The sequence below is a fragment of the Pseudomonas sp. WS 5503 genome, from assembly GCF_012985385.1.
In the GTDB taxonomy this organism is placed as follows: Bacteria; Pseudomonadota; Gammaproteobacteria; order Pseudomonadales; family Pseudomonadaceae; genus Aquipseudomonas; species Aquipseudomonas paracarnis.
Genome location: NZ_JAAQWI010000002.1, coordinates 436057 through 460163, shown reverse-complemented (window position 1 = coordinate 460163; position 24107 = coordinate 436057). Strand labels below are relative to the sequence as shown.

Here is a 24107-nt window from a genome sequence, read left to right as displayed (position 1 = left end):
GCTTAGCTCGCAACGGGCGGCTTGGCCACCGAACACAGGCGGATCGAGTCCGCGAGAATCTCAATCGCTTTGGGGCGCGGGAAGCTGGCGCGCCACGCAATCGCTACGGTACGGAACGGCACCGGCGGCGTGAGTGGGCGCACTTCGATCACGCCCTGGGCGTAGTGATGGCTGTCTACCGCAGACAGCGGCAGGATCGAGATACCCAGGCCGGAAGCGACCATATGGCGAATGGTTTCCAGGGAGCTGGATTCCACCGTGGTGTGCTTGGCGCCGTCGTTGCCCTTGGTCAGGGTCGGGCAGGCTTCCAGCACCTGATCGCGGAAGCAGTGGCCTTCACCGAGCAGCAGCAGGCTCTTGTCGTTGAGCAGGCCGGCGTCGATGGTGTCCTTCTTGGTCCACGGGTGGGAGGCCGGCATCAGCACGTAGAACGGCTCGTCGTAGAGCGGCAGGGTCAGCACGTCCGCTTCGTTGAAGGGCAGGGCGATGATGATCGCGTCCAGCTCGCCGTTGCGCAGTTTGTCGCGCAGCACGTGGGTGAAGTTTTCTTCGATATACAGCGGCATCTGCGGCGCGACGCGATGCAGTTGCGGGATCAGGTGCGGGAACAGGTAGGGGCCGACCGTATAGATCGCGCCGACCTTGAGCGGCGCGGTCAGCTGGTTCTTGCCGGCCTGGGCCAGTTCGCGAATGCTTTGCGCCTGTTCCAGGACCTTCTGGGCCTGGGCAACGATACCTTCGCCCACCGGGGTGAGGCGCACGGCGCTCTTGCTGCGCTCGAAAATCAGCACACCGAGTTCGTCTTCAAGCTTTTTCACACCCACCGACAGCGTCGGCTGGCTGACGTGGCAACGCTCGGCGGCATGGCCGAAGTGCTGTTCTTGGGCGAGGGTCACGATGTAGCGTAATTCTGTGAGAGTCATAGCGGGCGTCCATGAGGTTGCGGGCCAAGCATACCGGCTGCAATCGATAGACGCACGTTATCAGAACTTTGCTGGGGATTGAGTGGGGAATATCGGAATTTTACTGAGGTATTAAAGCGAATGTGGGAGGGAGCAAGTCCCTCCCACAGTGCTCTCTCAGCGGCGACGCTTGTCGATGTTGTAGACGAACGGCGCGACCAGTTCGACGCTGCCGTTTTTCAACAGGTCTGCCGGTGGCTTGGGTAGCGGCTGAGCCTTGCGGATCATCTCAAGGGTTGCACGGTCCAGGTCGGCGTTGCCGGAGCGGCCTTCCAGTTCGTAGGACAGCACATTGCCTTCGCCATCGACCACGAAGCGCAAGCGGTTCATACCTTCCTTGCCACTGCGTTGGGCGCCGGGCGGGTACTTCTTGTACTTCTGCAGATGCGCCAGCAACGTGCTTTGCCAGGATGCCTGGGCGGCCAGCTGCTGTGCCGACGGGCCCGGTGTAGGCTGGGCGGACTTCTGCGCAGGTGCGTTGCTCGGCGGCGTTTCGCTCGGCGGCTCCTCGGAAGGTTTCTCCTTGGGCGGCTCGGGCTTCTTCTCCACCGGTTTTGGCGGTTGTGGCTTGGGCTTGGGCTTGACCGGCTTGGGCACCTGGATCGTTGGCTTGGGCGCCTCGGCCAGCTTCGGCAGGGGCAGCTCTTCGACCGGTGGCGGCGGCGGCGCAACGACCTTGGGCGGTGCTGGAGGCGGCGGCGGTGCTGGCAGCGGCGCCAGGTCGATGACCATGGCGGCGGGTGGCAGCTGGATCGCCTGCGGCGCGGACCATTGGAGCGCGATGATGATCGCGACGGCGTGCACGCCCAGCACGACGGCGAGGCTGGTGCCATAACGCGTCAGTTTGTGGCGCGTCGTGATCATTTCTTGGCTGCCGTCTCAAGTCCGACCAGGCCTACCTTGAGGTAGCCGGCTGCCCGCAGGGCATCCATCACGCTCATCAGGTCGCCGTAGTCCACGCCTTTGTCGGCCTGGAAGAAGATGGTCGTGTCTTTCTTGCCTTGGGTCTTGGCATCCAGCACCGGCCCCAGGGTTTCAGCCTTGACCTCTTCTTCGCCCAGGAACAGGCGTTGGTCCGCCTTGACGCTGAGGAAGATCGGTTTCTCTGGCCGCGGCGCCGGCTTGGCGCTGGACGCGGGCAGGTCCACCTTGATGTCCACGGTTGCCAGCGGTGCCGCCACCATGAAGATGATCAGCAGCACCAGCATCACGTCGATAAACGGCGTGACGTTGATTTCGTGGTTCTCGACGAGTTCGTCGTCGCCTTGATTCAAATGCAGGCCCATGGCCGATTACCCCACTTTCACCATGTGCGGTTGCGAGCTGCGCTCGGTAGGCAGGTGATCGAGGTCACGGCTGACTAGCAACAGGACTTCTGCCGACGCATCCGATACCTGAGCCTTGTAGCCGGCGATCGAACGGGCGAAGACGTTGTAGATGACCACCGCAGGAATTGCGGCAACCAGGCCCAGGGCGGTAGCCAGCAGGGCTTCGGCGATGCCGGGGGCAACGACGGCGAGGTTGGTGGTCTGGGTTTTGGCGATACCGATGAAGCTGTTCATGATGCCCCACACGGTACCGAACAGGCCGACGAAGGGTGCGGTGGAACCGATGGTAGCGAGTACGCCGGTGCCGCTGCTCATGTTACGGCCGCAGGCGGCCACCAGGCGCTCAAGGCGGAAGCTGACGCGCTCCTTGATGCCTTCTTTTTCACGGGTGTTGGCCGACAGGCGCATTTCTTCCAGTGCGTCGTGCACCAGCAGGTTGGCCAGGGTGCCCTTCTTGGTCGCGGTTTCGCTCGCTTCCTTGAGGGTGGTGGCTTTTTTCAGGTGGACGATTTCAGCGCGCAGACGACGCTTGGCGCCCAACAGCTCGAAGCCTTTGGCAATCCAGATGGTCCAGGTGATGATCGAGGCAATGGCCAGGCCGATCATTACGGCTTTCACCACCACGTCAGCATTCTGGTACATGCCCCATGGGGACAAGTCGTGGGCCATCCCCAGGGTGTTGTCTTCTTCCAGCACCACGCCGGTTTCGTCGGCAGGTGCGGCGGCGCCGGCGGCCTGGGCCGGGTCGGTGGCCACTGGCGCGACGGCAGGCGTTGCCGCAGTAGCGGCATTTTGCTCGGCAGCTGCCGGAGCGGCTGGGGCAGTGGCGTCAGCGAATGCGGCGGTCGGTGCCAGCAATACGCTGAACAGCATCGCAGCAATCGCACGCCAGGCGCGGGAGGGGCTGTGAAGCTTGGTTGGCGAAGCGGGGGTTGTATGACGTGTCATGCTGGCCGGACCTGAGAGAAAAAATGGGTGATCGTCCTTCCAGACCATTTAGGGTCGAGGACAAATGGGCGGTTATTATTGCAAGTAATTCTTGTTAACTAAAGTGGCACTGTTACTTTATTTCGCTTTTTACTGGCCGTTGATCCACTCGCGCGGCTAATCTGCGCCTTTGAGAATGGAGTTTTGTGATGTCTGTGCCTTCTGTTGTGATTGCCGGTTGCGGTGATGTGGGTAGTCGGCTGGCTAGCCAATTGCTGGCCTCGGAATGGGAGGTTCACGGCCTGCGCCGCGATATTTCGCGCCTGCCCGACGGGGTGATCGGCATCGCCGGCGACCTGTTCAAAAAGGACTGCCCGGACACCTGGCCGATCGGCGGGGTGGATTATCTGGTGTACTGCGCCGCTGCCACCGACCACGACGAGGCCGGCTATCGCGCCGCCTACGTGCAAGGGTTGCAGCATGTGTTGGAGTGGTTGGACGACTACGGCCAGACGCCCAAGCATTTGCTGTTTGTCTCCAGCAGCAGTGTGTATGGGCAGCAAAACGGTGAGTGGGTCGACGAAACGTCCGAGACGCAAGCGAAGGGCTATTCCGGGCAGGTGATGCTGGAAGCTGAACAGGTGGCGCTCAACAGCGGTATTCCAGCGACCATCGTGCGACTGACCGGGATTTACGGCCCGGGTCGGGAATGGCTGCTCACTCAGGTTCGCCAAGGCTATCGCGTAGCGGTTGACCCGCCGTTGTATGGCAACCGTATCCACGCCGATGACGCCGCGGGCCTGCTCGCCTTTTTGCTGCGGCATGTGGAGAAGGGCGGTTTGCTGGACAAGGTCTATATCGGCGTTGACGATGCGCCGGCACCACTGGCCGAGGTGGTGGCGTGGTTGCGCGAGTACCTGGGTGTGACCGAATGGGCCGAGGACGCCAGTGTGCGGCGTGCGGGGAGCAAGCAGTGCAGTAATGCACGTATCAAGGCGCTTGGCTGGACGCCGACATACCCGACTTACCGGGAAGGCTATGCGGCGATTCTGAAAGGCTGAAGCGCGGCAAAAAATGTGGGAGCTGGCTTGCCTGCGATAGCGGTATATCAATCACATCTTTGTTGGATGTAATACCGTCATCGCAGGCAAGCCAGCTCCCACATTTGGATTTGGGCGAGGCTTTTATTACTTCTCAAGCAACCATTGGCGAGGGCCTGGCGTAAACGAAGGCACTTCATCGGCCTGCGCGGTATTGATCGCCTGGAAGATCTCCAGTTGCTTACCCTTGCGCGTGAAGATCCATGGGTTGCCCTGGCCGTCCAGTTGCAGCCAGATGCTGTCGTAGCCGCCGCTCATGGAGGCGCAATCGCCTGCCAGGCAGAGTGAATAGCGATCAACCCCCGGCAGGCCGGCGACCTTGCCGTCTGCCTGGAACTGCACCGTGGCACCGCTGCCGGTGCCGTCGCTGATCTTCCAGTCGCCGCCCATATAGGCCGCGTACAGCGTGCGTTCGAAGTTGGCGCCCAGTGGCGCGCCTTCTGGGGCCGGGTCTTTGGCGCGGGCAAACAGCTGCTCGGGCTCGTTGTCGTTGGCCACTTGCAGCAGTTGTTTGCCTTTGCGTTTGAGTTCGGTGGCAGAGCTGCCATAGAAATCCACGTTCCATGCGCCGGGCTTTTCACCCGACAACTTGCCTTCCGCCACTTCAAAACCGTTGTAGTAGCGCGCCTGCAAAGCCTTGGTGTTGACCTCCCACTCGAGGTTGGGGCCATAGGACTGCAGGGCTTCACGCAAAGGGCCGCCCTTGGCTGCCGCGTCGATGGCGGCCTGGTTGATCCAGGTACCGCTTACATCCAGGTCGGCGGGGTTGCTGGCACAGCCGCCGAGCAACAGGGCGAGCAACGAGGAGGCTACAAGCGCTTTGCGCATTACGAAATCCTTCTGAAACGAAGTCGGCGCAGCCTGTTTGGGCTGCGCCGGGTGTTTTACTCGATGACCAGAATGGCGTCCATCTCAACCTGTGCACCCTTTGGCAGGGCGGCAACGCCGATGGCGGCGCGGGCTGGGTAAGGTTGTTCGAAGTACTTGCCCATGATCTCGTTGACCTTGGCAAAGTGGCTGAGGTCGGTGAGGAAGATGTTCAGCTTGACGATGTCCTTGAACGAACCACCGGCAGCTTCAGCCACGGACTTGAGGTTTTCAAAGACCTGTACGGTCTGGGCTTCGAAGCCTTCAACCAGTTCCATGGTCTTTGGGTCCAGCGGGATCTGGCCGGACATGTAGACGGTGTTGCCCGCCTTGATCGCCTGGGAATAAGTGCCGATGGCGGCTGGAGCTTTATCGCTGGTGATAACTGTCTTGGTCATGAATGACTCCTTGTAATGGATCGGTTATGCACGCATGCGGGTGATGCGGATCACACCGGTCAAGGCGCGCAACTTTTTGATCACGCGGGCCAGGTGCACGCGGTCGTGCACGCTGACCACCAGTTGGACCACGCTGATGCGACCATCGCGTTCGTCCATGCTGATTTTCTCGATATTGCCGTCGGCGGCGTTGACGCTGCTGGCCAGCAGGGCGATGAGGCCGCGCTGGTGTTCCAGCTCCACTCGCAGTTCGACGTTGAATTCGCCGGTGACATCCTTGGCCCACGAGAGCTGGATGCATTTTTCCGGGTTGTGGCGGATTTCGGTGATGTTGCGGCAGTTGTCCAGGTGCACCACCATGCCTTTGCCGGCGGACAAGTGGCCAACAATCGGGTCGCCCGGGATCGGCGTGCAACATTTGGCGTAGCTGAGCACCAGGCCCTCGGTGCCGCGAATCGCCAGTGGGCCTTCGGGGCTCGGCAACTGTTCGCCTTCGCCCAGCAGGCGGCGCGCAACCACGTAGGCCATGCGGTTGCCCAGGCCGATATCTTCCAACAGGTCTTCGATGGTTTCCTGGCGGTACTCGTGGAGCATCGCTTGCACGCGCTCTTGCGGAATCTTGTCCAGGGCGCTGTCGAAGCCGTTGAGCACCTTGTTCAGCAGGCGTTCGCCCAGGCTGATGGATTCGGAGCGACGCTGCAATTTCAGCGCGTGGCGAATATGCGTACGTGCCTTGCCGGTGACCACAAAGTTGAGCCAGGCCGGGTTCGGGCGAGCGCCCGGTGCGCTGACGATCTCCACCGTGGAACCGCTTTGCAGCGGTTCGGACAGCGGTGCCAGGCGCCGGTTGATGCGACAGGCGATGCAGCTGTTGCCGACATCGGTGTGCACCGCGTAGGCAAAGTCGACCGCCGTGGAGCCTTTGGGCAGCTCCATGATCCGGCCTTTGGGCGTGAACACGTAGACCTCGTCCGGGAACAGGTCGATCTTCACGCTTTCGATAAATTCCAGGGAGTTGCCGGCACGTTGCTGCATTTCCAGCACGCCCTTGACCCATTGGCGCGCACGGGCATGGGTGCCTTTGGGCTGCTCGTCACCGCTGGACTTGTACAGCCAGTGGGCGGCAATGCCGTTGTTGGCCATCTCTTCCATTTCGCGGGTGCGGATCTGGATCTCGATCGGCACGCCGTGCATGCCAAACAGGGTGGTATGCAGCGACTGGTAGCCGTTGGCCTTGGGAATTGCGATGTAGTCCTTGAAGCGGCCCGGCAGGGGCTTGTACAAATTATGTACAGCGCCCAGTACGCGGTAGCAGGTATCGACTTTGTCGACAATGATCCGGAACGCATAGACGTCCATGATCTCGTTGAAGGCCCGACGCTTGCCGCGCATCTTTTTATAGATGCCGTAGATGTGCTTCTGCCGACCGCTGACCTCGCCCTCGATCTCGTCGATCGCCAGGCAATGGCTCAGGGACTCTTCGATCTTGTTGACGATTTCCTTGCGGTTGCCCCGTGCGCGCTTGACCGCCTGGTAGATGCGCGCCGAACGCATGGGGTGCATGGCTTTAAAGCCCAGGTCTTCGAATTCGATACGAATGGCGTGCATGCCCAGCCGGTTGGCGATGGGCGCATAGATTTCCAGGGTTTCCTTGGCGATGCGTCGGCGCTTTTCGCCGGACAGCACTTCCAGCGTGCGCATGTTGTGCAGCCGATCGGCCAGCTTGACCAGGATCACCCGAATGTCTCGGGCCATGGCCATGGCCATCTTCTGGAAGTTTTCCGCCTGGGCTTCGGCCTTGGTCTCGAAGTTCATCTGGGTCAGCTTGCTGACCCCATCGACCAGTTCGGCCACGGTTTCGCCAAATTGCGCACTGAGCGCTTCCTTGGCAATGCCGGTGTCTTCGATCACGTCATGCAGCATCGCGGCCATCAGGCTCTGATGGTCCATGTGCATGTCGGCAAGAATATTGGCCACCGCAAGAGGATGGGTGACATACGCCTCGCCGCTACGTCGGCGTTGGCCGTCGTGGGCTTGTTCGGCGTAGAAATACGCTCGGCGAACCAGGTTGACCTGGTCTTCGCCGAGGTAGGCCGATAAGCGATCGGCGAGGGCGTCTATGCTCGGCAAAGTGTGAACTCCTGCCGATGGCTGTGACCCCGCGCCGTGCTACGTCGACCAGGCATAGGCTTAGACGTCCTCGTTGGACTCGCCTTCGAACGCTGCAAACAGCGGTTCGTCTTCAACGATTTCGGCGTTGGCGATGAACTCGTAGCTCATCAGGCCTTCAGCGATTTCACGCAGGGCTACAACGGTAGGCTTGTCGTTTTCCCACTGGACCAGAGGCTCTTTGCCGCCAGTGGCCAGTTGACGGGCACGCTTGGTAGAGAGCATGACCAGCTCAAAGCGGTTATCCACGTGTTCTAGGCAGTCTTCAACGGTTACGCGGGCCATGGTATTCCTCGGAGCGAATGCAAGATGCGCGCTGCCCGGTTGGGCGAGCGGACTGAGCAGTTTAAAAAATCACCAGCGTTTAGGGAAGCGCTGATTTTTCGCAGGCCTTCGCAAAACCGCTACAAGTGCCAATGTAAGGCCCTTGCAGCTGTTTTGGGAAGAGTCAATCAGCCGAGCAATTCGGCGAGTAATTTGCCGAAACGCTGCTGTTGGCGCTTTTGCTGCAGTTGGTTGGCGCGGAAAATCGCCTTCAAATCATCCAGGGCGTGGGTAAAGTCGTCATTGATGATCAGGTAGTCGTAGTCGACGTAGTGGCTCATCTCGCTGACGGCTTCACGCATGCGGCCCTCGATGATCTCATCGCTGTCCTGGCCGCGGTTGGTCAGGCGTTGGTGCAGGGCTTGGAGCGATGGCGGCAGGATGAAGATGGAGCGCGCCTTGGGCATCAGCTGGCGCACTTGTTCGGCGCCCTGCCAGTCGATCTCCAGAATCAGGTCGTGGCCTTCGTCCAGGGTCTGTTGCAGGTGGCTCTGCGAGGTGCCGTAGAGGTTGCCGAACACTTCGGCGCGCTCCAGGAAATCCCCGTGTTCGATCATCTTGACGAATTCGGTACGCTCGACAAAGTGATAGTGCACGCCGTCCACTTCGCCCGGGCGCATGGCGCGGGTGGTGTGCGAGACCGAAATGCGGATCTGCTCGTCAGCGTCGGTCAAGGCCTTGACCAAGCTGCTCTTGCCCGCGCCCGAAGGGGCGGAAATGATGTAAAGGGTGCCGGTGCTGTGGGTCATGGAGGGTGCCTTACTCAATATTCTGTACTTGTTCGCGCATTTGCTCGATCAACACTTTGAGGTTGACCGCCGCCGTGGTGCTGCGCGGGTCGAACGCCTTGGAGCCCAGTGTATTGGCTTCGCGGTTGAGTTCCTGCATCAGGAAGTCCAGGCGCCGACCGGCGGCACCGCCGGACTTGAGTACGCGGCGCACTTCAAGGATGTGGGTGCTCAGGCGGTCGAGTTCTTCGGCCACGTCGCTCTTCTGCGCGAGCAGGACCATTTCCTGTTCCAGGCGCGTCGGATCGAGGTCGGCCTTCATGTCGGTGAAGCGGTCGAGGACCTTCTGGCGCTGGGTGGCGAGCATCTGCGGTACCAATTCGCGCAGGGTCACTACGTCGGCTTCGATCGATGTCAGCCGCTCGTTGATCAGGCGCGCCAGTTCGGCGCCTTCGCGTTCACGGCCGGCCTTGAGCTCCTTCAGGCCCTGGTTGAACAGGGCGAGGGCTTCGGCATTCAAGGCCTGTGGGTCTGCCGCGTCGGCCACCAGCACGCCGGGCCAGGCCAATACTTCCAGAGGGTTCAATGCCGCTGGCTGTTTGATCAGGCCGGCGATGGTTTCGGCCGCGGCCACCAGTTGGGCGGCGCGGTCTCGGTCGACCTGCAGCGGCTTGCCGGTGGTTTCTTCGGTAAAGCGCAGGGTGCATTCCAGCTTGCCGCGGGAGATGCCCTGGCGCAGCGCTTCACGCACGGCACCTTCAAGGTCGCGGAATGACTCTGGCAGGCGCAGGTGCGGCTCCAGGTAACGGCTGTTGACCGAGCGCAGTTCCCAGCTGAGGGTGCCTTGGGCCCCGGCTTTTTCGACACGGGCGAAGGCGGTCATGCTGTGGACCATGGAGGTACCTCGCGTTGGATAAATAGAAATTGGCCAGGCCGACCTGTAGGAGCGAGTTTGCTCGCGAAGAACGCAAGGGCGCCGCGCTGAATCAGGAAGCCCCCGTAATTGTTGGCGTTTTTCGCGAGCAGGCTCGCTCCTACAGTCTGGAGGCGCAGGATTGTAGCGCAGTGGGAGGGGGGTGCCCAAACCCGGGCATTGGTAACCGGATTTTTTAGAAGTGCCCCGAACCGGCTTGCGGCTCTATAATGGTCGGCAGTTTTTCGTCCTCAGTACAGGTATCCCCTATGAAACGTCCAAGTGGTCGCGCTGCCGATCAGCTCCGCTCGATCCGCATCACCCGCAACTACACCAAACACGCCGAGGGATCCGTACTGGTCGAGTTTGGCGATACCAAGGTCATCTGCACTGTCAGCGTCGAAAACGGCGTGCCGCGCTTCCTCAAGGGCCAGGGCCAGGGTTGGTTGACCGCTGAATACGGCATGCTGCCGCGCGCCACTGGCGAGCGTAACCAGCGTGAAGCCAGCCGTGGCAAGCAAGGCGGGCGTACCCTGGAAATCCAGCGCCTGATCGGCCGCTCCCTGCGTGCCGCCCTGGATATGTCCAAGCTGGGTGACGTCACCCTCTACGTCGACTGCGACGTGATCCAGGCTGACGGCGGTACCCGCACGGCGTCCATCACCGGCGCCATGGTGGCCCTGGTCGACGCTTTGAAAGTCATCAAGAAGCGTGGCGGCCTGAAAGCGGGTGACCCGCTCAAGCAGATGATCGCCGCTGTGTCTGTTGGCATGTACCAGGGCGAGCCTGTGCTGGACCTGGACTACCTGGAAGACTCGGCCGCCGAGACCGACCTCAACGTGGTCATGACCAGCACCGGTGGTTTCATTGAAGTGCAGGGCACTGCCGAAGGCGCGCCATTCCAGCCGGCTGAGCTGAACGCCATGCTGGCCTTGGCCCAGAAAGGCATGACCGAAATCTTTGAATTGCAGAACGCCGCGCTGGCTGACTGAGCCGGCCCAAGGAGAAACGCCATGAATGACAGCCAGTTGCCGGTTCCGGCACCGTCCAAGGAAGTACGCCAGTGGGCAATGTTGTGTCATTTTGCGGCATTTCTGGGGTTGGTATTCCCCTTCGGCAGCTTGCTGGGGCCGTTGATCCTGTGGCAGTTCAAGAAGGACATGGACCCGCTCATCGATGACCAGGGCAAGGAGGCGCTGAATTTCCAGATCACCGTGGCGATCGCCTGGCTGGTGTGCCTGTTGCTGGGCTTCGTGGTCGTTGGCTTCTTGCTGATGACCGTGCTGGTGATCGGGGCGTTGATACTGACGATCATCGCCGGTATCAAGGCCAACAAAGGCATTGCCTATCGCTATCCGTGGACGTGGCGCCTGGTCAAGTAACCGAGCGGTCACAAAAAAACCGACATCGCTGTCGGTTTTTTTGTACCTGGAAAAAGACCTCAGATGGTCAATGTCCAGTCGTAGTCCACGATCAGCGGCGCGTGCTGCGAGAAGCGCGGCTGGCGCGGCAGGCGTGCACTGCGTACGAACCGGCGCAGACCTGGGGTCAGCAGCTGATAGTCGAAACGCCAGCCCAGGTTGAGCATCTCAGCCTGTTCGTTATCTGGCCACCAGCTGTACTGGTCGCCTTCGCGGCTGACTTCACGCAGGGCATCGACATAGCCCATGTTGCCGACAATCTCGTCCATCCAGGCGCGTTCTGGCGCCAGGAAGCCCGGGGATTGCTGGCTGTCGCGCCAGTTCTTGATATCCAGCTTCTGTTGCGCCACGTACAGCGAGCCACAATAAATGTACTCGCGACGTTTGCGTCGCTGTTTATCCAGGTAACGGGCGAAATCGTCCATTAGCTTGAATTTCTGGTTCAAGTCTTCATCGCCGTTCTGCCCGGAAGGAAGCAGCAAGGTCGCGATGCTGACCTTGTCGAAATCGGCCTGCAGGTAACGCCCGTAGCGGTCGGCTGTCTCGAAGCCGAGGCCGCTGATGACCGCCTTGGGTTGCAACCGCGAGTACAAAGCCACGCCACCTTGGGTGGGCACTTCGGCATCGCAGGCATAAAGGAAGTAGCCATCCAGTTGGAAGGCTGGGTCGTCCAGTTCAAAGGCGGAGGCACGGGTGTCCTGCAGGCAGATGACGTCGGCATTCTGTGCTTGCAGCCAACTGAGCAAACCACGCTCGACTGCAGCCTGAATACCATTAACGTTCACACTGATGATCCGCATAAATGGCCCCAAAAATCGCGTGCGTGTATGATACACGCCGTCCACCCAATTAGCTAAATCCGTGGTATCTGAGGCTTTTTTCATGCAGGCGTATCAGCGCGATTTCATTCGTTTTGCCATCGATCGCGGCGTTTTACGCTTCGGTGAGTTCACCCTCAAGTCCGGGCGCACCAGCCCGTACTTCTTCAATGCGGGCCTGTTCAACTCAGGTTCGGCCCTGGCTCAGCTGGGCCGTTTCTATGCGGCAGCCATCGTTGAGAGCGGTATTTCCTTCGACGTACTCTTTGGCCCGGCCTACAAGGGTATTCCCCTGGCAGCGGCGACGGCGATAGCCCTGGCGGAGCATCACGGGCAGGACTTGCCGTGGTGTTTCAACCGTAAGGAAGCCAAGGCCCATGGTGAAGGTGGCAGCCTGGTAGGCGCGCCATTGACCGGCGATGTGCTGATCATCGATGACGTGATCACCGCGGGTACTGCTATCCGTGAAGTGATGCAGATCATCGCTTCCCAGGACGGCGCCAAGGCTGCCGGTGTGCTGATCGCCTTGAACCGCCAGGAGCGTGGCAACGGTGAGTTGTCGGCGATCCAGGAAGTGGAGCGTGACTTCGGCATTCCGGTGGTGAGCATCGTGTCGTTGAACCAGGTGTTGCAGTTCCTGGAAGACGACCCGCAGCTCAAGCAACATTTGCCGGCTGTGCGTGCATACCGCGAGCAGTTCGGCGTCTGACACTGAATCCTGTGGGAGCGGGCTTGCCCGCGATAGCGGTGTGTCTGGCGGTGCATTTTTGCATGTACTGTCGTCATCGCAGGCAAGCCAGCTCCCACATTTGAACTGTGTACAAACAAAGGCCCCGCTCAATTCAATTGAGCGGGGCCTTTTGCTTTGCAGCGATCAAGGGCGCTTGCGGTTACTGATCAACGTACCGACACCGGTATCGGTGAAGATTTCCAACAGTATTGCATTTGGCACGCGGCCATCCAGGATCAGCGAGCTGCCGACGCCGCCCTGCACGGCTTCCAGTGCGCAACGGATCTTCGGCAACATGCCGCCGTAGATGGTGCCGTCGGCGATCAGGTCGTCTACCTGCTGGGTAGTCAAGCCGGTCAGTACCTTGCCTTCCTTGTCCATCAAGCCGGCGATGTTGGTCAGCAGCATCAGTTTTTCAGCCTTCAGTGCTTCCGCCACCTTACCGGCTACCAGATCGGCGTTGATGTTATAGGACTCGCCATTAGCACCCACGCCGATCGGCGCAATTACCGGGATGAAGTCGCCCTTGACCAGCAGGTTGAGCAAATCGGTGTTGATGCCGATGACTTCGCCCACCTGGCCGATGTCGATGATTTCCGGCTGGGTCATCTCCGGCGTCTTGCGGGTCACGGTCAGTTTCTTGGCGCGGATCAGTTCCGCATCCTTGCCGGTCAGTCCGATGGCGCTGCCGCCGTGGCGGTTGATCAGGTTGACGATGTCTTTGTTGACCTGGCCGCCGAGGACCATTTCCACCACGTCCATGGTTTGCGCGTCAGTGACACGCATGCCATCGATGAAGTGACTCTCGATCGACAAGCGCTTGAGCAGGTCGCCAATTTGCGGGCCGCCGCCGTGGACGACCACGGGGTTGATCCCCACAGCCTTCATCAGCACGATGTCGCGGGCAAAGCCGGTTTTCAGCTCATCGCTTTCCATGGCATTGCCGCCGTACTTGATCACCAGCGTCTTGCCGACGTAGCGTCGAATGTAAGGCAACGCTTCGGACAGGACCTTGGCGGTGTTGGCAGCGGCTTCGCGTTCGAGGGTCATTCAGGGCTCCGGGCAAAAATCAGAACGGTAATTGGAGATCAGGGGCAACACGTTTCAACTGGGCGTGGAACACGTCCTTGATGCGCTGCAACTCAGCCTCGGTATCCGCCTCGAAACGCAGGACCAGCACCGGTGTGGTGTTGGACGCGCGAACCAGGCCCCAGCCTTTGGCGTAATCGACTCGCACACCATCAATGGTGGTCAGGTTGGCGCCTTCACCCCATTGCGCATCGTGCAATGCGTCAATGATGCTGAATTTGCTCTCCTCGGTCACATGGATATTGATCTCTGGCGTAGAAATATCATTCGGGAAGGTCTGAAACAGCTCTTCGGCCGTGGATTTCTCCTTGCTGAGGATCTCCAGCAGGCGAGCGGCACTGTAGATACCATCGTCAAACCCGAACCAACGTTCTTTGAAGAACACGTGACCGCTCATTTCACCGGCCAACAGCGCGCCGGTTTCCTTCATTTTCTTTTTGATCAACGAGTGACCGGTCTTCCACATTAGCGGGCGACCACCGTATTCCTTGATCAATGGCGTCAGGCGACGAGTGCATTTCACATCGAAGATGATCTCGGCGTTGGCATTGCGCGCAACCACGTCTCGAGCAAACAGCATCAACAGGCGGTCCGGGAACACGATCTCGCCGGTTTCGGTCACCACGCCCACACGGTCGCCGTCGCCATCGAAGGCCAGGCCGACGTCGGCGCCCACTTCCTTGACCTTGGCAATCAGGTCTACCAGGTTTTCCGGCTTGCCTGGGTCCGGGTGATGGTTGGGGAAGTTGCCGTCCACTTCGCAGAACAGTGGGATCACTTCGCAGTTCAGGGCTTCGAGCAATTGCGGGGCAATCACACCCGCTGCGCCGTTGCCGCAGTCCACCACGACTTTCAAGCGGCGGGCGAGCTTGACGTCGCGAGTGATTTCATCGGAGTAGCGCTGGAGGATATCGACCTTGGTGATGCTGCCGGTGCCGCTGGTCAAGTCGTTGGTCTTCAGGCGGGTGTGCAGGGCCTGGATCTGTTCATTGGCGAGGGTGTCGCCAGCGATGACGATCTTGAAGCCGTTGTAATCCGACGGATTGTGGCTGCCGGTGAGCATGACCCCGGATTTGCCCGCCAGTACGTTGGCGGCGTAGTACAGCGCGGGGGTTGGCACCAGGCCGACGTCGCTGACATGGCAGCCGCTGTCAGCCAGGCCCTGGATCAGTTGCTCGACCAACTCCGGGCCGGACAAGCGGCCGTCACGGCCTACCGAGACGTTGGGTTCGCCTTGGGCCAGGCTCTGGGAGCCGATGGCGCGGCCGATCCAGTAAGCGGTTTCGGCGGTCAGGGTCTTGGGGACCACACCACGGATGTCATAGGCGCGAAAAATGCTGTCGGGAAAGGTCGGGGCTACGCGGGCTGCGGTACTCATCGCGGGGGAAACTCCATCTGAAAGGGGGCAAGGCGGGCCTGATGTGGCTGGCCGGCAGGCTCAAACTGAAGGGTATGACGGCGTTTTCGGCAGAGAGTTCGTGGTGTAAAAATGCCATCGGCGCTTCGGTCTCGGCATTATTTTTACCTAATCCTTTGATTTCATTATAGAAATCTCGATGATCATTTCCGCGCATTCTTTATCCTGAAAGGCCGGGCGGCGGTGTGTGGCCGGACGATTGCGCCCGGCCACGTTCAGCTTAGTCAGTGACTGCCGGAATGCCCAAAACCGCCTGCACCACGTTGGGTTTCGTCGAATTCCTGTACCAATTCGAAATGCGCCTGCACCACCGGCACCAATACCAACTGGGCAATGCGCTCGCCGACGGCGATGTTGAAAGCAGTCTGGCCACGGTTCCAGCACGACACCATCAACTCGCCCTGGTAGTCGGAATCGATCAGGCCGACCAGGTTGCCTAGCACGATGCCATGTTTATGGCCCAAGCCGGAGCGCGGCAGGATCAGCGCCGCCAGGCCAGGATCGCCGACATAGATCGACAAGCCCGTGGGTATCAGGATGGTCTGGCCCGGCTCAAGGACGGTGTCTTGCTTGAGCATGGCGCGTAGGTCCAGGCCGGCGGAGCCCGGCGTGGCGTAGGCCGGCAGAGGGAATTCGCTGCCGAGGCGTGGGTCGAGAATCTTGGCTTGCAAAGCGTGCATGGACATTAAACCTGGTTCAGCCGTTGGGCGATAAAAGAGATCAGTTGGCGGGCAATCTTGCCCTTGCTGGTCTGGGCGAAAAGGGTGGCGTGCAATTCACGGTCGATCACGCTGCACGCATTTTCCTCGCTGTTGAAGCCGATGCTCGGGTTGGCGACATCATTGGCAACGATCAGGTCGAGGTTTTTGTCTTTCAGTTTGCGTGCGGCGTAGTCCAGCAGGTGCTCGGTCTCGGCTGCGAAGCCGACGCTGAACGGACGGTCCGGACGGGTAGCGATGGTGGCCAGGATGTCCGGGTTACGCACCATTTGCAGGAGCAGGCCGTCGCCGCTCGTAGGGTCTTTCTTGAGCTTCTGCGGGGCCACGACCTCGGGTCGGTAATCCGCAACCGCTGCCGAGGCGATAAACAGGTCGCAGGGAATGGCGGCTTCGCAGGCCGCCAACATGTCCCGGGCGCTGACTACGTCGATACGCGTAACGCGATCAGGGGTCGGCAAATGTACCGGGCCGGTGATCAGTGTGACCCGTGCGCCTGCCTCGACCGCAGCTTCTGCCAACGCGAAGCCCATTTTTCCTGAGCTATGGTTGGTGATGTAGCGCACCGGGTCGATGTTTTCCTGGGTCGGGCCGGCGGTGATCAGCACGTGCTTGCCGGTCAGGGCCAGATGCTGGAAGCACTCGGCGGCGCACTGCGCCAGGTCGGTGGCTTCGAGCATGCGGCCCAGGCCGACGTCGCCGCAGGCCTGGCTGCCGGAAGCCGGGCCGAACACCTTGAGGCCGCGGGTTTGCAGGAGTTGGGTATTGGCCTGGGTGGCCGGATCGCGCCACATGGCCTGGTTCATGGCCGGTGCGATAGCGACGGTGGCGTCGGTGGCCAATACCAGGGTGGTGAGCAGGTCATCGGCAATGCCCTGGGCCAGGCGGGCGATCAGGTCGGCAGTGGCCGGGGCTATCAGCACCAGGTCGGCCCATTTGGCCAGTTCGATATGGCCCATGGCGGCTTCTGCGGCCGGGTCCAGCAGGTCGAGGTGAACCGGGTGGCCGGACAACGCTTGCATGGTCAGCGGGGTGATGAACTCACTGCCACCACGGGTCATGACCACGCGCACTTCGGCGCCCTGGTCCAGGAGCCTGCGAACCAACTCTGCGCTCTTGTAGGCGGCAATGCCGCCGCCGACGCCGAGAACGATGCGTTTCCGATACAGACGCTGCATTGGTTTGCCTTTCCAGTTCAGTGATGCCAGTTCAATGACACCTGCGATGACCCCTCCCCAGGTGAAATCGCAGGCAAAAAAGAGGGCCCTACGATAACACAGCGCCCGCCGGGCAACAGCGGAGCAGATACAGGGAGGTGGGATGAGTATTCGTGATTGGCCCGTGGCAGAGCGTCCACGGGAGAAGTTATTGGAAGGCGGCGCGGCGAGCCTGTCCGATGCCGAGCTGTTGGCGATCTTCCTGCGTACGGGGGTGGCCGGCCGAAGTGCGGTGGATCTGGCGCGCCATCTGTTGGCGCAATTCGGTGGCCTGCGCCCGTTACTGGAGGCCAGCCAGACGCTGTTCAGCCAGCATCTGGGGCTGGGGCCGGCGAAGTTTGCCCAGTTGCAGGCGGTGCTTGAGATGTCCCGGCGCCACCTGGCCGAGCGCTTGCGGACTGACTCTGTGCTGGAAAGCCCGCTGGCAGTGCGCGAGTACCTCAAGGCACTGCTGCGCCATGAGCCCCATGAGATCTTCGGCTGCCTGTTCCTGGACTCCAAGCATCGGGTGCTAGGGTTCGAGGTCATGTCCCAAGGCACGATCGACGCTGCGATTGTCTACCCGCGACAGGTGGTCAAGCGCGCCTTGGCGTACAACTCGGCGGCATTGATCCTGTGTCATAACCATCCGTCGGGAAGCACGGAGCCCAGCGCGGCTGATCGAAAATTGACCAAGCTGCTGCAAAAGGCGCTGGACGTGGTGGATGTGCGGGTGCTGGACCACATCATCGTGGGCGATGGTGACCCGCTGTCGATGGCTGAATACGGTTGGCTGTAACGGCCCTGTCTCTGTAGGAGCGAGCTTGCTCGCGAAAAACCAGAGGGCCCCGTGGGGTGTCAGGTTTTTCCGCGTCATCGTTGACGATTTTCGCGAGTAAGCTCGCTCCTACAGGTGGGGGGTTGTGCCTTGGGGCTTGAGGCTGACTTTCGAATAGTCCTGGCGCCCGAACGGGCTTACCTGGTACCCCTGGATGTTCTTGCGGGTCAAGGCAAACGCCGTCGGATGCGCCAGTGGCAGCCACAGCGCCTGTTGCTGGATCTGCGCCTGGGCCTGCTGATACAGCTTGCTGCGCACACCTTGCTCGCTGGTGGTTTTGCCTGCACTGATCAACTTATCCAGGGTGGGGTCGCAATAGCGGGCAAAGTTGGTGCCGGACTTCACCGCGGCGCAGGAGAACTGCGGCGTCAGGAAGTTATCCGGGTCGCCGTTGTCCCCGGCCCAGCCCATGAACAGCAAGTCGTGCTCGCCGGCCTTGGCGCGGCGGATCAACTCGCCCCATTCGATCACGCGAATCTCGGCCTGGATGCCAACCTTGGCCAGGTCGGCCTGCAACAGTTGGGCGCCGAGGTTCGGGTTGGGGTTCAGCAGGCTGCCGGTAGGGCGGGTCCATATCGTGGTTTTGAAACCGTCCTTGAGCCCGGCGCGGCCCAGCAAGGCCTTGGCTTTGGCGAGGTCCTGCGGGTAGCCTGGCAACTCTTTGGCATAGCTCCAGGTGTTCGGCGGGTAGACACCGTTGGCCGCTTCGGCGGTGCCTTCGAACACGGCCTTGAGGTAGCTGCCCTTATCAAAGGCCAGGTTGATCGCCTGGCGCACTTCGGGCTTGTCCAGCGGTGGGTGCTGGCTGTTGATGGCGACGAACGCGGTCATGAAGGCGGCGGTTTTTTCCACCTTCAGCGCCGCGTCTTTTTCGGCCTCGCCCACATCCAGGGGCTTGGGTGACAGGGCGATCTGGCATTCATCGCGGTGCAGCTTCTGCAGGCGTACGTTGGCGTCCGGGGTGATGGCGAAAATCAGGTTGTCCACCGCCGGTTTGCCGGCGAAGTAGTCCGGGTTGGCCTTGTAACGCACCACGGCATCTTTCTGGAAACGCACGAACACAAACGGGCCGGTGCCGATGGGCTGGCTGTTGAGCTTCTCGGGTGTGCCGGCCTTGAGCAATTTATCGGCATATTCAGCCGGATAGATCGACGCAAAGCCCATGCTCAGTGCTGGGAGGAAGGTGGAATCGGCATGGTCGAGGGTGAAGCGCACGGTCAGTGGGTCAAGGGCGTCGATTTTCTTGACCAGTGCCGGCAATTGCAGGGATTGGGCGTGAGGAAAGCCGCTCTGGGCGATCTTGTGCCACGGGTTGGCCGGGTCGAGCATGCGCTCGAAGCTGAAGCGTACATCTTCGGCCGTCAGGGTGCGGCTTGGGCTGAAATAGCTGGTGCGATGGAATTTCACATCGGGGTGCAGTTTGAAGGTGTACGTCAGCCCATCGGGCGACACTTCCCAGCTATCTGCAAGGCTCGGTACCAACTTGCCACTGGCTGCGTCGAATTCCACCAAACGGTTCATCAGCACGTCGGCCGAGGCGTTGGTGGTGGTCAGTGAGTTGTACTGCACCACATCGAACCCTTCGGGGCTGGCCTCGGTGCATACGCTCAAGTTGGTGGCCGCAACGGCCATCGGCGCAATAAAGAGAGGGGCAAGCAATAGCGGTAGGGCAGCGAGGCGCATATTCGGTTTCCTGTGCAGATCGAAGGCCCATCTGCGAGTGCAGTCTGGAAAAAGCCTACCGTAGAGGTCTGATTGATAAATGACTAGCCCATTTTTGCCTGTGCTTTTGGCCAAAATGCTGTTTTGATGGCGCCTCAGCGTGTTTCGCCGTGCACTTCCCTGTGACCGCAGGCGTTGTAAATCATTCTGTGCGACGAGCGGTCGGCTGTTACAGCGGCCCCTCCTGGCAGCGGTTCAGGCACTTGTGGCCAAGATTTACGCTGCTAAAAGTACACAGGTTGTTGTTGCACTGGGGTCTTTCTGGTATAAAGCAGCGCTCTTTTCTAGGGGCCCGGTTCCTTCACTGTAGGTGTAGCCGGTAAGACCCTAAAGAAACGCGGCGCCTGGCGCCAAATGACTGAGAGATTAAGCGGCCAACCCATGCCGGGTTGGGCATGTGGTTTTAGAGGGCTGAGGCATGTCGAGAGTCTGTCAAGTTACCGGTAAGGGTCCGGTGACTGGGAATAATATTTCCCACGCAAATAACAAAACCCGTCGTCGTTTCCTGCCGAACCTGCAGCATCACCGCTTCTGGGTTGAAGAAGAGAAACGTTTTGTTCGCCTGCGTGTATCTGCTAAAGGCATGCGTATTATCGACAAGCGTGGCATCACTGTCGTGCTGGCCGAAATCCGCGCCGCTGGCAAGATCTAAGGAGCTCTATCATGCGTGAATTGATTCGAATGATCTCTAGCGCCGGTACTGGTCACTTCTACACTACCGACAAGAACAAGCGTACTACCCCGGACAAGCTCGAAAAGAAAATGTTCGACCCGCGCGTTCGCAAGCACGTGATCTACAAAGAAGGCAAAATCAAGTAATTGATTTTCTTCCTTGTGAAAAAAAGCCCGTATCTCACGATGCGGGCTTTTTTTTGCCTGGGGTTTGGTGATCAGGCTTTGCTGATCGTTCCCACGCTCTGCGTGGGAATGCCGTCTCGGACGCTCAGCGTCCCATTGTCGATCAACCAATGATCAGGCTTTCTCTTCAAACACCACGTAGATCTTGCGGCACGCTTCCAGCACTTCCCAGGTACCACTGAAACCGGCAGGGATCACAAAGCGGTCGCCGGCCCGCAGTGTCTTGGCATTCCCCTCGGCATCGCGCAACACCGACACGCCTTGCACGATCTCGCAGTACTCATGCTCGGTGTAATTGACCTTCCACTGGCCCACTTCACCTTCCCAGACGCCCGCGTTCATCTGGCCGCATGGGCTGTTGTAGTGGTTGTAGAGTGTCTGTTCGGGGTCGCCCTTGAGGATTTTCTCGGCGGCAGGGCGGTAGCGTTCGGGGGCGGTGTTGGCTTGGCTGAAATCGACGATGTCCTGGATGCTCATGTGCATTTCCCGTCTGGCCTGCGGTTGGAGAGCCCAAAGTCTATGTTTATTAAAATGAACATCGCAAGGGCGTTTGCCGCCGTTCTGTCAAATATATTGAAACATCCCCAGCCGCTGGTTTAGGGTGGCAGCTGCCTTGAGCCGAACAGCAGGCTGGCCGGGCAAGCATTCGTGATGGCGCCGGGATAAACCTCCCAGGCCCTTGTATTCAATAAGAGGAGGACACTCGCATGACCACCCTGACCCGTGCCGACTGGGAACAACGCGCCAAGGCTCTGAAAATCGAAGGCCGCGCCTATATCAATGGCGAATACACCGCCGCCGTTTCCGGTGACACCTTCGAATGCATCAGCCCGGTGGATGGGCGCTTGCTAGCCACTGTCGCCAGCTGTGATGCCAGCGACGCCCAGCGCGCCGTGGAAAATGCGCGTGCCACCTTCAATTCCGGTGTGTGGTCGCGCCTGGCGCCGGCCAAGCGCAAGTCAGTCATGATCCGTTTCGCGGCGCTGCTCAAGGCTAACGCCGAAGAGCTGGCGCTGCTCGAAACCCTGGACATGGGCAAACCCATCAGCGATTCCCTGAACATCGACGTCCCCGGCGCGGCGCAAGCCCTGAGCTGGAGCGGCGAGGCTATCGACAAGATCTACGACGAAGTCGCCGCCACGCCCCACGATCAACTGGGCCTGGTGACCCGCGAGCCCGTCGGTGTCGTTGGCGCCATCGTGCCGTGGAACTTCCCGTTGATGATGGCCTGCTGGAAACTCGGCCCGGCGCTGTCTACCGGCAACTCTGTCATCCTGAAGCCGTCCGAAAAATCCCCGCTCACCGCCATCCGCATCGCCGCGTTGGCCGTTGAGGCTGGTATTCCAAAAGGCGTGTTCAACGTGCTGCCTGGCTATGGCCACACCGTCGGTAATGCCCTGGCGGTGCATATGGACGTCGATACCCTGGTGTTCACGGGCTCGACCAAGATCGCCAAGCAACTGTTGATCCGCTCCGGCGAATCGAACATGAAGCGTGTCTGGCTGGAGGCTGGCGGCAAGAGCCCGAACATCGTGTTTGCCGACGCGCCGAACCTGCAAGCGGCGGCCGAATCCGCCGCCAGCGCCATTGCCTTCAACCAGGGCGAAGTCTGCACTGCCGGCTCGCGCCTGCTGGTCGAGCGTTCGATCAAGGACACCTTCCTGCCGCTGGTGATCGAGGCCCTCAAGGGCTGGAAACCCGGCAACCCACTGGACCCAGCCACCACTGTGGGTGCATTGGTGGATACGCAGCAGATGAACACCGTGCTTTCGTACATTGAAGCTGGCCACGCCGATGGCGCCAAGCTGGTCGCGGGTGGCAAACGCACCCTGGAAGAGTCCGGCGGCACCTACGTCGAGCCGACGATTTTCGACGGCGTGACCAATGCCATGAAGATCGCCCAGGAAGAGATCTTTGGCCCCGTCCTTTCGGTGATCACTTTCGACAGCGCCGAAGAAGCCATCGCCATCGCCAACGACACCCAATACGGCCTGGCTGCGGCGGTGTGGACGGCGGACATCTCCAAGGCACACCTGACGGCCAAGGCTCTGCGCGCCGGCAGCGTGTGGGTTAACCAGTACGACGGCGGCGACATGACTGCACCGTTCGGTGGTTTCAAGCAGTCGGGTAATGGCCGCGACAAGTCGCTGCATGCATTCGACAAGTACACCGAGTTGAAGGCGACCTGGATCAAGCTCTAAGCAACACTGCTGATCCCCCTGTAGGAGCGAGCTTGCTCGCGAAGAACCTGAAGGCGCCGCGTTTATCCAGCATGAACGCGTCATCGTTAACGTTTTTCGCGAGCAAGCTCGCTCCTACAGTCGTTTTGCGAAGCAGAATTATCCACAGGAGCGTGGCAATGCGTTGGGCGACTTATTTCGCCGTGCTGGCGTCGGTACTCAGCGTTGGCCTGGCTCTGGGTGTCAGCATGCCGTTGGTATCCCTGCGTCTTGAAGGTTGGGGTTATGGCAGTTTCGCCATTGGCGTGATGGCGGCGATGCCGGCATTCGGCGTACTGCTGGGCGCCAAGATCTCCAGCCGCATGGCGTCCTGGCTCGGCACTGCCAACCTGATGCGCCTGTGCCTGTGGGCCGGTGCGGTGTCCATCGGCTTGCTGGCGATCCTGCCCAGCTACCCGGTGTGGCTGGTGCTCAGGCTGATGATCGGGGTGATCCTGACCATCGTATTTATCCTGGGTGAAAGCTGGATCAACCAATTGGTGGTCGAGCAGTGGCGTGGCCGCCTGGTGGCGCTCTACGGCTGCAGTTATGCCTTGAGCCAACTGTCGGGGCCGTTGCTGTTGGGCCTGATTGGCACCGACCATGACTACGGCTTCTGGGTCGGCGCGGGCCTTTTGGTGCTGGCGCCGCTGCTGTTGCTGGGACGTACCGGCGCGCCGACGGCGGATTCGTTCAGCGTGACCTTTGGCGACCTGTGGCGCTTTTGCCTAGGCCTGCCGGCGATTGCCTGGGCCGTGGCGTTGTTTGCTGCGTTTGAAGCGATGATCCTGACGCTGTTGCCGGTGTACTGCCTGCAACAGGGTTTTACTGCCGAGATCGCCTTGGCGACGGTCAGCACGGTGGTGGTGGGCGATGCGTTGCTGCAATTGCCCATTGGCGCGCTGGCCGACTACCTGCCGCGACGCACTCTGTTTCTGGCCTGTGCACTGCTGTTGCTGTCGTCGAGCCTGGCGGTGCCGTTATTGATGCACACCTTGCTGATCTGGCCGGTGTGGGTGCTGTTCGGCGCCAGTGCCGGCGGGTTGTTCACCTTGTCGCTGATTTTGATTGGCGAGCGCTACCGCGACGATGCGTTGGTGCGTGCCAACGCTCACGTGGCGCAGCTGTGGGGCATTGGCTGCCTGATCGGGCCTCTGGTGGCAGGAGCGGGCAGCCAGTGGATCAGCGGGCATGCGCTGCCGCTGTTGATGGCTGCCGGGGCGCTGGGGTTGGTGGTGCTGTTGCTGCGCCAGGGGGCTTTCGGCGCTACGCAGCCGGCCTGACCTTTAAACGCGGCCAATGTGGGAGCTGGCTTGCCTGCGATAACGGGTTGCCCGTCGCTTATTTGTTACCTGGCACACCGCTAT

General features: G+C 60.6%; 25 protein-coding genes and 1 pseudogene. 9 read left to right on the top strand and 17 right to left on the bottom strand.

The window, feature by feature from the left end; all coding sequences use genetic code 11:
- Positions 1-2: 2 nt before the first annotated feature.
- The 4 genes from HBO10_RS07925 to exbB form a co-directional block, all read right to left on the bottom strand.
- Positions 3-923, bottom strand: a complete 921-nt coding sequence (locus HBO10_RS07925; RefSeq protein ID WP_003195523.1) for a hydrogen peroxide-inducible genes activator — start codon at positions 921-923, stop codon at positions 3-5.
- Positions 924-1079: 156 nt separating this feature from the next.
- Positions 1080-1826 (bottom strand): energy transducer TonB, encoded by a 747-nt coding sequence (locus HBO10_RS07920; RefSeq protein ID WP_003195521.1) that lies wholly within the window; start codon positions 1824-1826, stop codon positions 1080-1082.
- Complete coding sequence (gene exbD / locus HBO10_RS07915; RefSeq protein WP_003195519.1) at positions 1823-2248, bottom strand: TonB system transport protein ExbD; 426 nt, start codon at positions 2246-2248, stop codon at positions 1823-1825. Before exbD ends, HBO10_RS07920 begins: the two co-directional genes overlap by 4 nt.
- A 6-nt stretch (positions 2249-2254) precedes the next feature.
- A complete protein-coding gene (exbB, locus tag HBO10_RS07910) occupies positions 2255-3238 on the bottom strand; it encodes a tonB-system energizer ExbB (protein ID WP_034129097.1) in 984 nt (327 codons plus the stop codon).
- 188 nt (positions 3239-3426) lie between these two features.
- Here exbB and HBO10_RS07905 point away from each other — a divergent pair, with 188 nt between their 5' ends.
- Positions 3427-4278, top strand: coding sequence for an SDR family oxidoreductase (locus HBO10_RS07905; protein WP_034129096.1), 852 nt, complete (start codon positions 3427-3429; stop codon positions 4276-4278).
- Between the two features lie 126 nt (positions 4279-4404).
- Here the strand turns inward: HBO10_RS07905 and HBO10_RS07900 are convergent, their stop codons facing one another.
- The 6 genes from HBO10_RS07900 to HBO10_RS07875 all read right to left on the bottom strand — a co-directional run bounded on the left by HBO10_RS07900 (position 4405) and on the right by HBO10_RS07875 (position 9698).
- Positions 4405-5145, bottom strand: coding sequence for a hypothetical protein (locus tag HBO10_RS07900; protein WP_034129095.1), 741 nt, complete (start codon positions 5143-5145; stop codon positions 4405-4407).
- Positions 5146-5201: 56 nt separating this feature from the next.
- Entirely contained in the window at positions 5202-5582 is a 381-nt protein-coding gene (locus HBO10_RS07895) for a RidA family protein (protein WP_003176922.1), read from the bottom strand.
- 24 nt (positions 5583-5606) lie between these two features.
- Positions 5607-7712 carry a bifunctional GTP diphosphokinase/guanosine-3',5'-bis pyrophosphate 3'-pyrophosphohydrolase gene (gene spoT / locus HBO10_RS07890; protein WP_034129094.1) on the bottom strand — a complete coding sequence of 702 codons (2106 nt, stop codon included), beginning with the start codon at positions 7710-7712 and terminating at the stop codon, positions 5607-5609.
- 60 nt (positions 7713-7772) lie between these two features.
- The gene (gene rpoZ, locus HBO10_RS07885; protein WP_003195508.1) at positions 7773-8036 is read right to left on the bottom strand and encodes a DNA-directed RNA polymerase subunit omega; all 264 of its coding nucleotides are present in this window, start codon (positions 8034-8036) and stop codon (positions 7773-7775) included.
- A 167-nt stretch (positions 8037-8203) separates the two neighbouring features.
- Entirely contained in the window at positions 8204-8824 is a 621-nt protein-coding gene (gene gmk / locus HBO10_RS07880) for a guanylate kinase (RefSeq protein WP_019818119.1), read from the bottom strand.
- A gap of 10 nt (positions 8825-8834) precedes the next feature.
- Positions 8835-9698: a YicC/YloC family endoribonuclease gene (locus tag HBO10_RS07875; protein WP_003195504.1), complete on the bottom strand. Its 864-nt coding sequence runs from the start codon at positions 9696-9698 to the stop codon at positions 8835-8837.
- Between the two features lie 287 nt (positions 9699-9985).
- Between HBO10_RS07875 and rph the strand changes: the two genes are divergently transcribed.
- Both rph and HBO10_RS07865 read left to right on the top strand, forming a co-directional pair.
- Positions 9986-10708, top strand: coding sequence for a ribonuclease PH (gene rph, locus HBO10_RS07870; RefSeq protein WP_003195497.1), 723 nt, complete (start codon positions 9986-9988; stop codon positions 10706-10708).
- A 21-nt stretch (positions 10709-10729) separates the two neighbouring features.
- Complete coding sequence (locus HBO10_RS07865; protein ID WP_003195495.1) at positions 10730-11098, top strand: DUF4870 domain-containing protein; 369 nt, start codon at positions 10730-10732, stop codon at positions 11096-11098.
- A 59-nt stretch (positions 11099-11157) separates the two neighbouring features.
- On the opposite strand, the gene HBO10_RS07860 is transcribed toward HBO10_RS07865, so the two are convergent.
- The gene (locus tag HBO10_RS07860) at positions 11158-11937 is read right to left on the bottom strand and encodes an exodeoxyribonuclease III (RefSeq protein WP_003195493.1); all 780 of its coding nucleotides are present in this window, start codon (positions 11935-11937) and stop codon (positions 11158-11160) included.
- Positions 11938-12019: 82 nt separating this feature from the next.
- Here HBO10_RS07860 and pyrE point away from each other — a divergent pair, with 82 nt between their 5' ends.
- Positions 12020-12664 carry an orotate phosphoribosyltransferase gene (gene pyrE, locus HBO10_RS07855; RefSeq protein WP_034129093.1) on the top strand — a complete coding sequence of 215 codons (645 nt, stop codon included), beginning with the start codon at positions 12020-12022 and terminating at the stop codon, positions 12662-12664.
- A 165-nt stretch (positions 12665-12829) separates the two neighbouring features.
- Here pyrE and argB read toward each other — a convergent pair whose 3' ends face one another.
- The 4 genes and pseudogenes from argB to coaBC all read right to left on the bottom strand — a co-directional run bounded on the left by argB (position 12830) and on the right by coaBC (position 17085).
- The gene (argB, locus tag HBO10_RS07850; RefSeq protein ID WP_003213275.1) at positions 12830-13735 is read right to left on the bottom strand and encodes an acetylglutamate kinase; all 906 of its coding nucleotides are present in this window, start codon (positions 13733-13735) and stop codon (positions 12830-12832) included.
- A gap of 19 nt (positions 13736-13754) precedes the next feature.
- A pseudogene (locus HBO10_RS07845) lies at positions 13755-15167 on the bottom strand (phosphomannomutase/phosphoglucomutase); the annotation flags it as partial.
- A gap of 248 nt (positions 15168-15415) precedes the next feature.
- The gene (gene dut, locus HBO10_RS07840; RefSeq protein ID WP_034129254.1) at positions 15416-15871 is read right to left on the bottom strand and encodes a dUTP diphosphatase; all 456 of its coding nucleotides are present in this window, start codon (positions 15869-15871) and stop codon (positions 15416-15418) included.
- Between the two features lie 5 nt (positions 15872-15876).
- Complete coding sequence (gene coaBC / locus HBO10_RS07835; protein ID WP_003195481.1) at positions 15877-17085, bottom strand: bifunctional phosphopantothenoylcysteine decarboxylase/phosphopantothenate--cysteine ligase CoaBC; 1209 nt, start codon at positions 17083-17085, stop codon at positions 15877-15879.
- A gap of 142 nt (positions 17086-17227) precedes the next feature.
- Here coaBC and radC point away from each other — a divergent pair, with 142 nt between their 5' ends.
- On the top strand, positions 17228-17902 hold the full coding sequence (gene radC, locus HBO10_RS07830) for a DNA repair protein RadC (protein ID WP_034129091.1): 675 nt from the start codon (positions 17228-17230) through the stop codon (positions 17900-17902).
- 108 nt (positions 17903-18010) lie between these two features.
- On the opposite strand, the gene HBO10_RS07825 is transcribed toward radC, so the two are convergent.
- Positions 18011-19624, bottom strand: a complete 1614-nt coding sequence (locus HBO10_RS07825) for an ABC transporter substrate-binding protein (protein ID WP_034129090.1) — start codon at positions 19622-19624, stop codon at positions 18011-18013.
- A gap of 457 nt (positions 19625-20081) precedes the next feature.
- Here HBO10_RS07825 and rpmB point away from each other — a divergent pair, with 457 nt between their 5' ends.
- Positions 20082-20315 carry a 50S ribosomal protein L28 gene (rpmB, locus tag HBO10_RS07820; RefSeq protein ID WP_003176907.1) on the top strand — a complete coding sequence of 78 codons (234 nt, stop codon included), beginning with the start codon at positions 20082-20084 and terminating at the stop codon, positions 20313-20315.
- 11 nt (positions 20316-20326) lie between these two features.
- Entirely contained in the window at positions 20327-20482 is a 156-nt protein-coding gene (gene rpmG / locus HBO10_RS07815; protein ID WP_003176906.1) for a 50S ribosomal protein L33, read from the top strand.
- A gap of 153 nt (positions 20483-20635) precedes the next feature.
- Here the strand turns inward: rpmG and HBO10_RS07810 are convergent, their stop codons facing one another.
- Complete coding sequence (locus HBO10_RS07810; RefSeq protein ID WP_014720478.1) at positions 20636-20998, bottom strand: cupin domain-containing protein; 363 nt, start codon at positions 20996-20998, stop codon at positions 20636-20638.
- Between the two features lie 230 nt (positions 20999-21228).
- On the opposite strand from HBO10_RS07810, the gene HBO10_RS07805 reads away from it, so the two are divergent.
- Positions 21229-22722: an aldehyde dehydrogenase gene (locus HBO10_RS07805; RefSeq protein ID WP_003195472.1), complete on the top strand. Its 1494-nt coding sequence runs from the start codon at positions 21229-21231 to the stop codon at positions 22720-22722.
- A gap of 158 nt (positions 22723-22880) precedes the next feature.
- A complete protein-coding gene (locus tag HBO10_RS07800; RefSeq protein WP_034129089.1) occupies positions 22881-24023 on the top strand; it encodes an MFS transporter in 1143 nt (380 codons plus the stop codon).
- Positions 24024-24107 lie beyond the last annotated feature (84 nt).

Coding starts and splice junctions, on each gene's coding strand:
- HBO10_RS07920 (WP_003195521.1), bottom strand. CDS start 1,826: ATGATCACGACGCGCCACAAACTGACGCGTTATGGCACCAGCCTCGCC.
- rpoZ (WP_003195508.1), bottom strand. CDS start 8,036: ATGGCCCGCGTAACCGTTGAAGACTGCCTAGAACACGTGGATAACCGC.
- HBO10_RS07805 (WP_003195472.1), top strand. CDS start 21,229: ATGACCACCCTGACCCGTGCCGACTGGGAACAACGCGCCAAGGCTCTG.
- radC (WP_034129091.1), top strand. CDS start 17,228: ATGAGTATTCGTGATTGGCCCGTGGCAGAGCGTCCACGGGAGAAGTTA.
- coaBC (WP_003195481.1), bottom strand. CDS start 17,085: ATGCAGCGTCTGTATCGGAAACGCATCGTTCTCGGCGTCGGCGGCGGC.
- HBO10_RS07875 (WP_003195504.1), bottom strand. CDS start 9,698: ATGGTCCACAGCATGACCGCCTTCGCCCGTGTCGAAAAAGCCGGGGCC.
- argB (WP_003213275.1), bottom strand. CDS start 13,735: ATGACCCTCGAACGCGAAGCCGCTGCCAACACCGCCAAGGTCCTGTCC.
- HBO10_RS07800 (WP_034129089.1), top strand. CDS start 22,881: ATGCGTTGGGCGACTTATTTCGCCGTGCTGGCGTCGGTACTCAGCGTT.
- HBO10_RS07900 (WP_034129095.1), bottom strand. CDS start 5,145: ATGCGCAAAGCGCTTGTAGCCTCCTCGTTGCTCGCCCTGTTGCTCGGC.
- exbD (WP_003195519.1), bottom strand. CDS start 2,248: ATGGGCCTGCATTTGAATCAAGGCGACGACGAACTCGTCGAGAACCAC.
- HBO10_RS07895 (WP_003176922.1), bottom strand. CDS start 5,582: ATGACCAAGACAGTTATCACCAGCGATAAAGCTCCAGCCGCCATCGGC.
- gmk (WP_019818119.1), bottom strand. CDS start 8,824: ATGACCCACAGCACCGGCACCCTTTACATCATTTCCGCCCCTTCGGGC.
- HBO10_RS07860 (WP_003195493.1), bottom strand. CDS start 11,937: ATGCGGATCATCAGTGTGAACGTTAATGGTATTCAGGCTGCAGTCGAG.
- rpmG (WP_003176906.1), top strand. CDS start 20,327: ATGCGTGAATTGATTCGAATGATCTCTAGCGCCGGTACTGGTCACTTC.
- HBO10_RS07905 (WP_034129096.1), top strand. CDS start 3,427: ATGTCTGTGCCTTCTGTTGTGATTGCCGGTTGCGGTGATGTGGGTAGT.
- pyrE (WP_034129093.1), top strand. CDS start 12,020: ATGCAGGCGTATCAGCGCGATTTCATTCGTTTTGCCATCGATCGCGGC.
- rpmB (WP_003176907.1), top strand. CDS start 20,082: ATGTCGAGAGTCTGTCAAGTTACCGGTAAGGGTCCGGTGACTGGGAAT.
- HBO10_RS07810 (WP_014720478.1), bottom strand. CDS start 20,998: ATGAGCATCCAGGACATCGTCGATTTCAGCCAAGCCAACACCGCCCCC.
- HBO10_RS07925 (WP_003195523.1), bottom strand. CDS start 923: ATGACTCTCACAGAATTACGCTACATCGTGACCCTCGCCCAAGAACAG.
- dut (WP_034129254.1), bottom strand. CDS start 15,871: ATGCACGCTTTGCAAGCCAAGATTCTCGACCCACGCCTCGGCAGCGAA.
- exbB (WP_034129097.1), bottom strand. CDS start 3,238: ATGACACGTCATACAACCCCCGCTTCGCCAACCAAGCTTCACAGCCCC.
- HBO10_RS07825 (WP_034129090.1), bottom strand. CDS start 19,624: ATGCGCCTCGCTGCCCTACCGCTATTGCTTGCCCCTCTCTTTATTGCG.
- rph (WP_003195497.1), top strand. CDS start 9,986: ATGAAACGTCCAAGTGGTCGCGCTGCCGATCAGCTCCGCTCGATCCGC.
- HBO10_RS07865 (WP_003195495.1), top strand. CDS start 10,730: ATGAATGACAGCCAGTTGCCGGTTCCGGCACCGTCCAAGGAAGTACGC.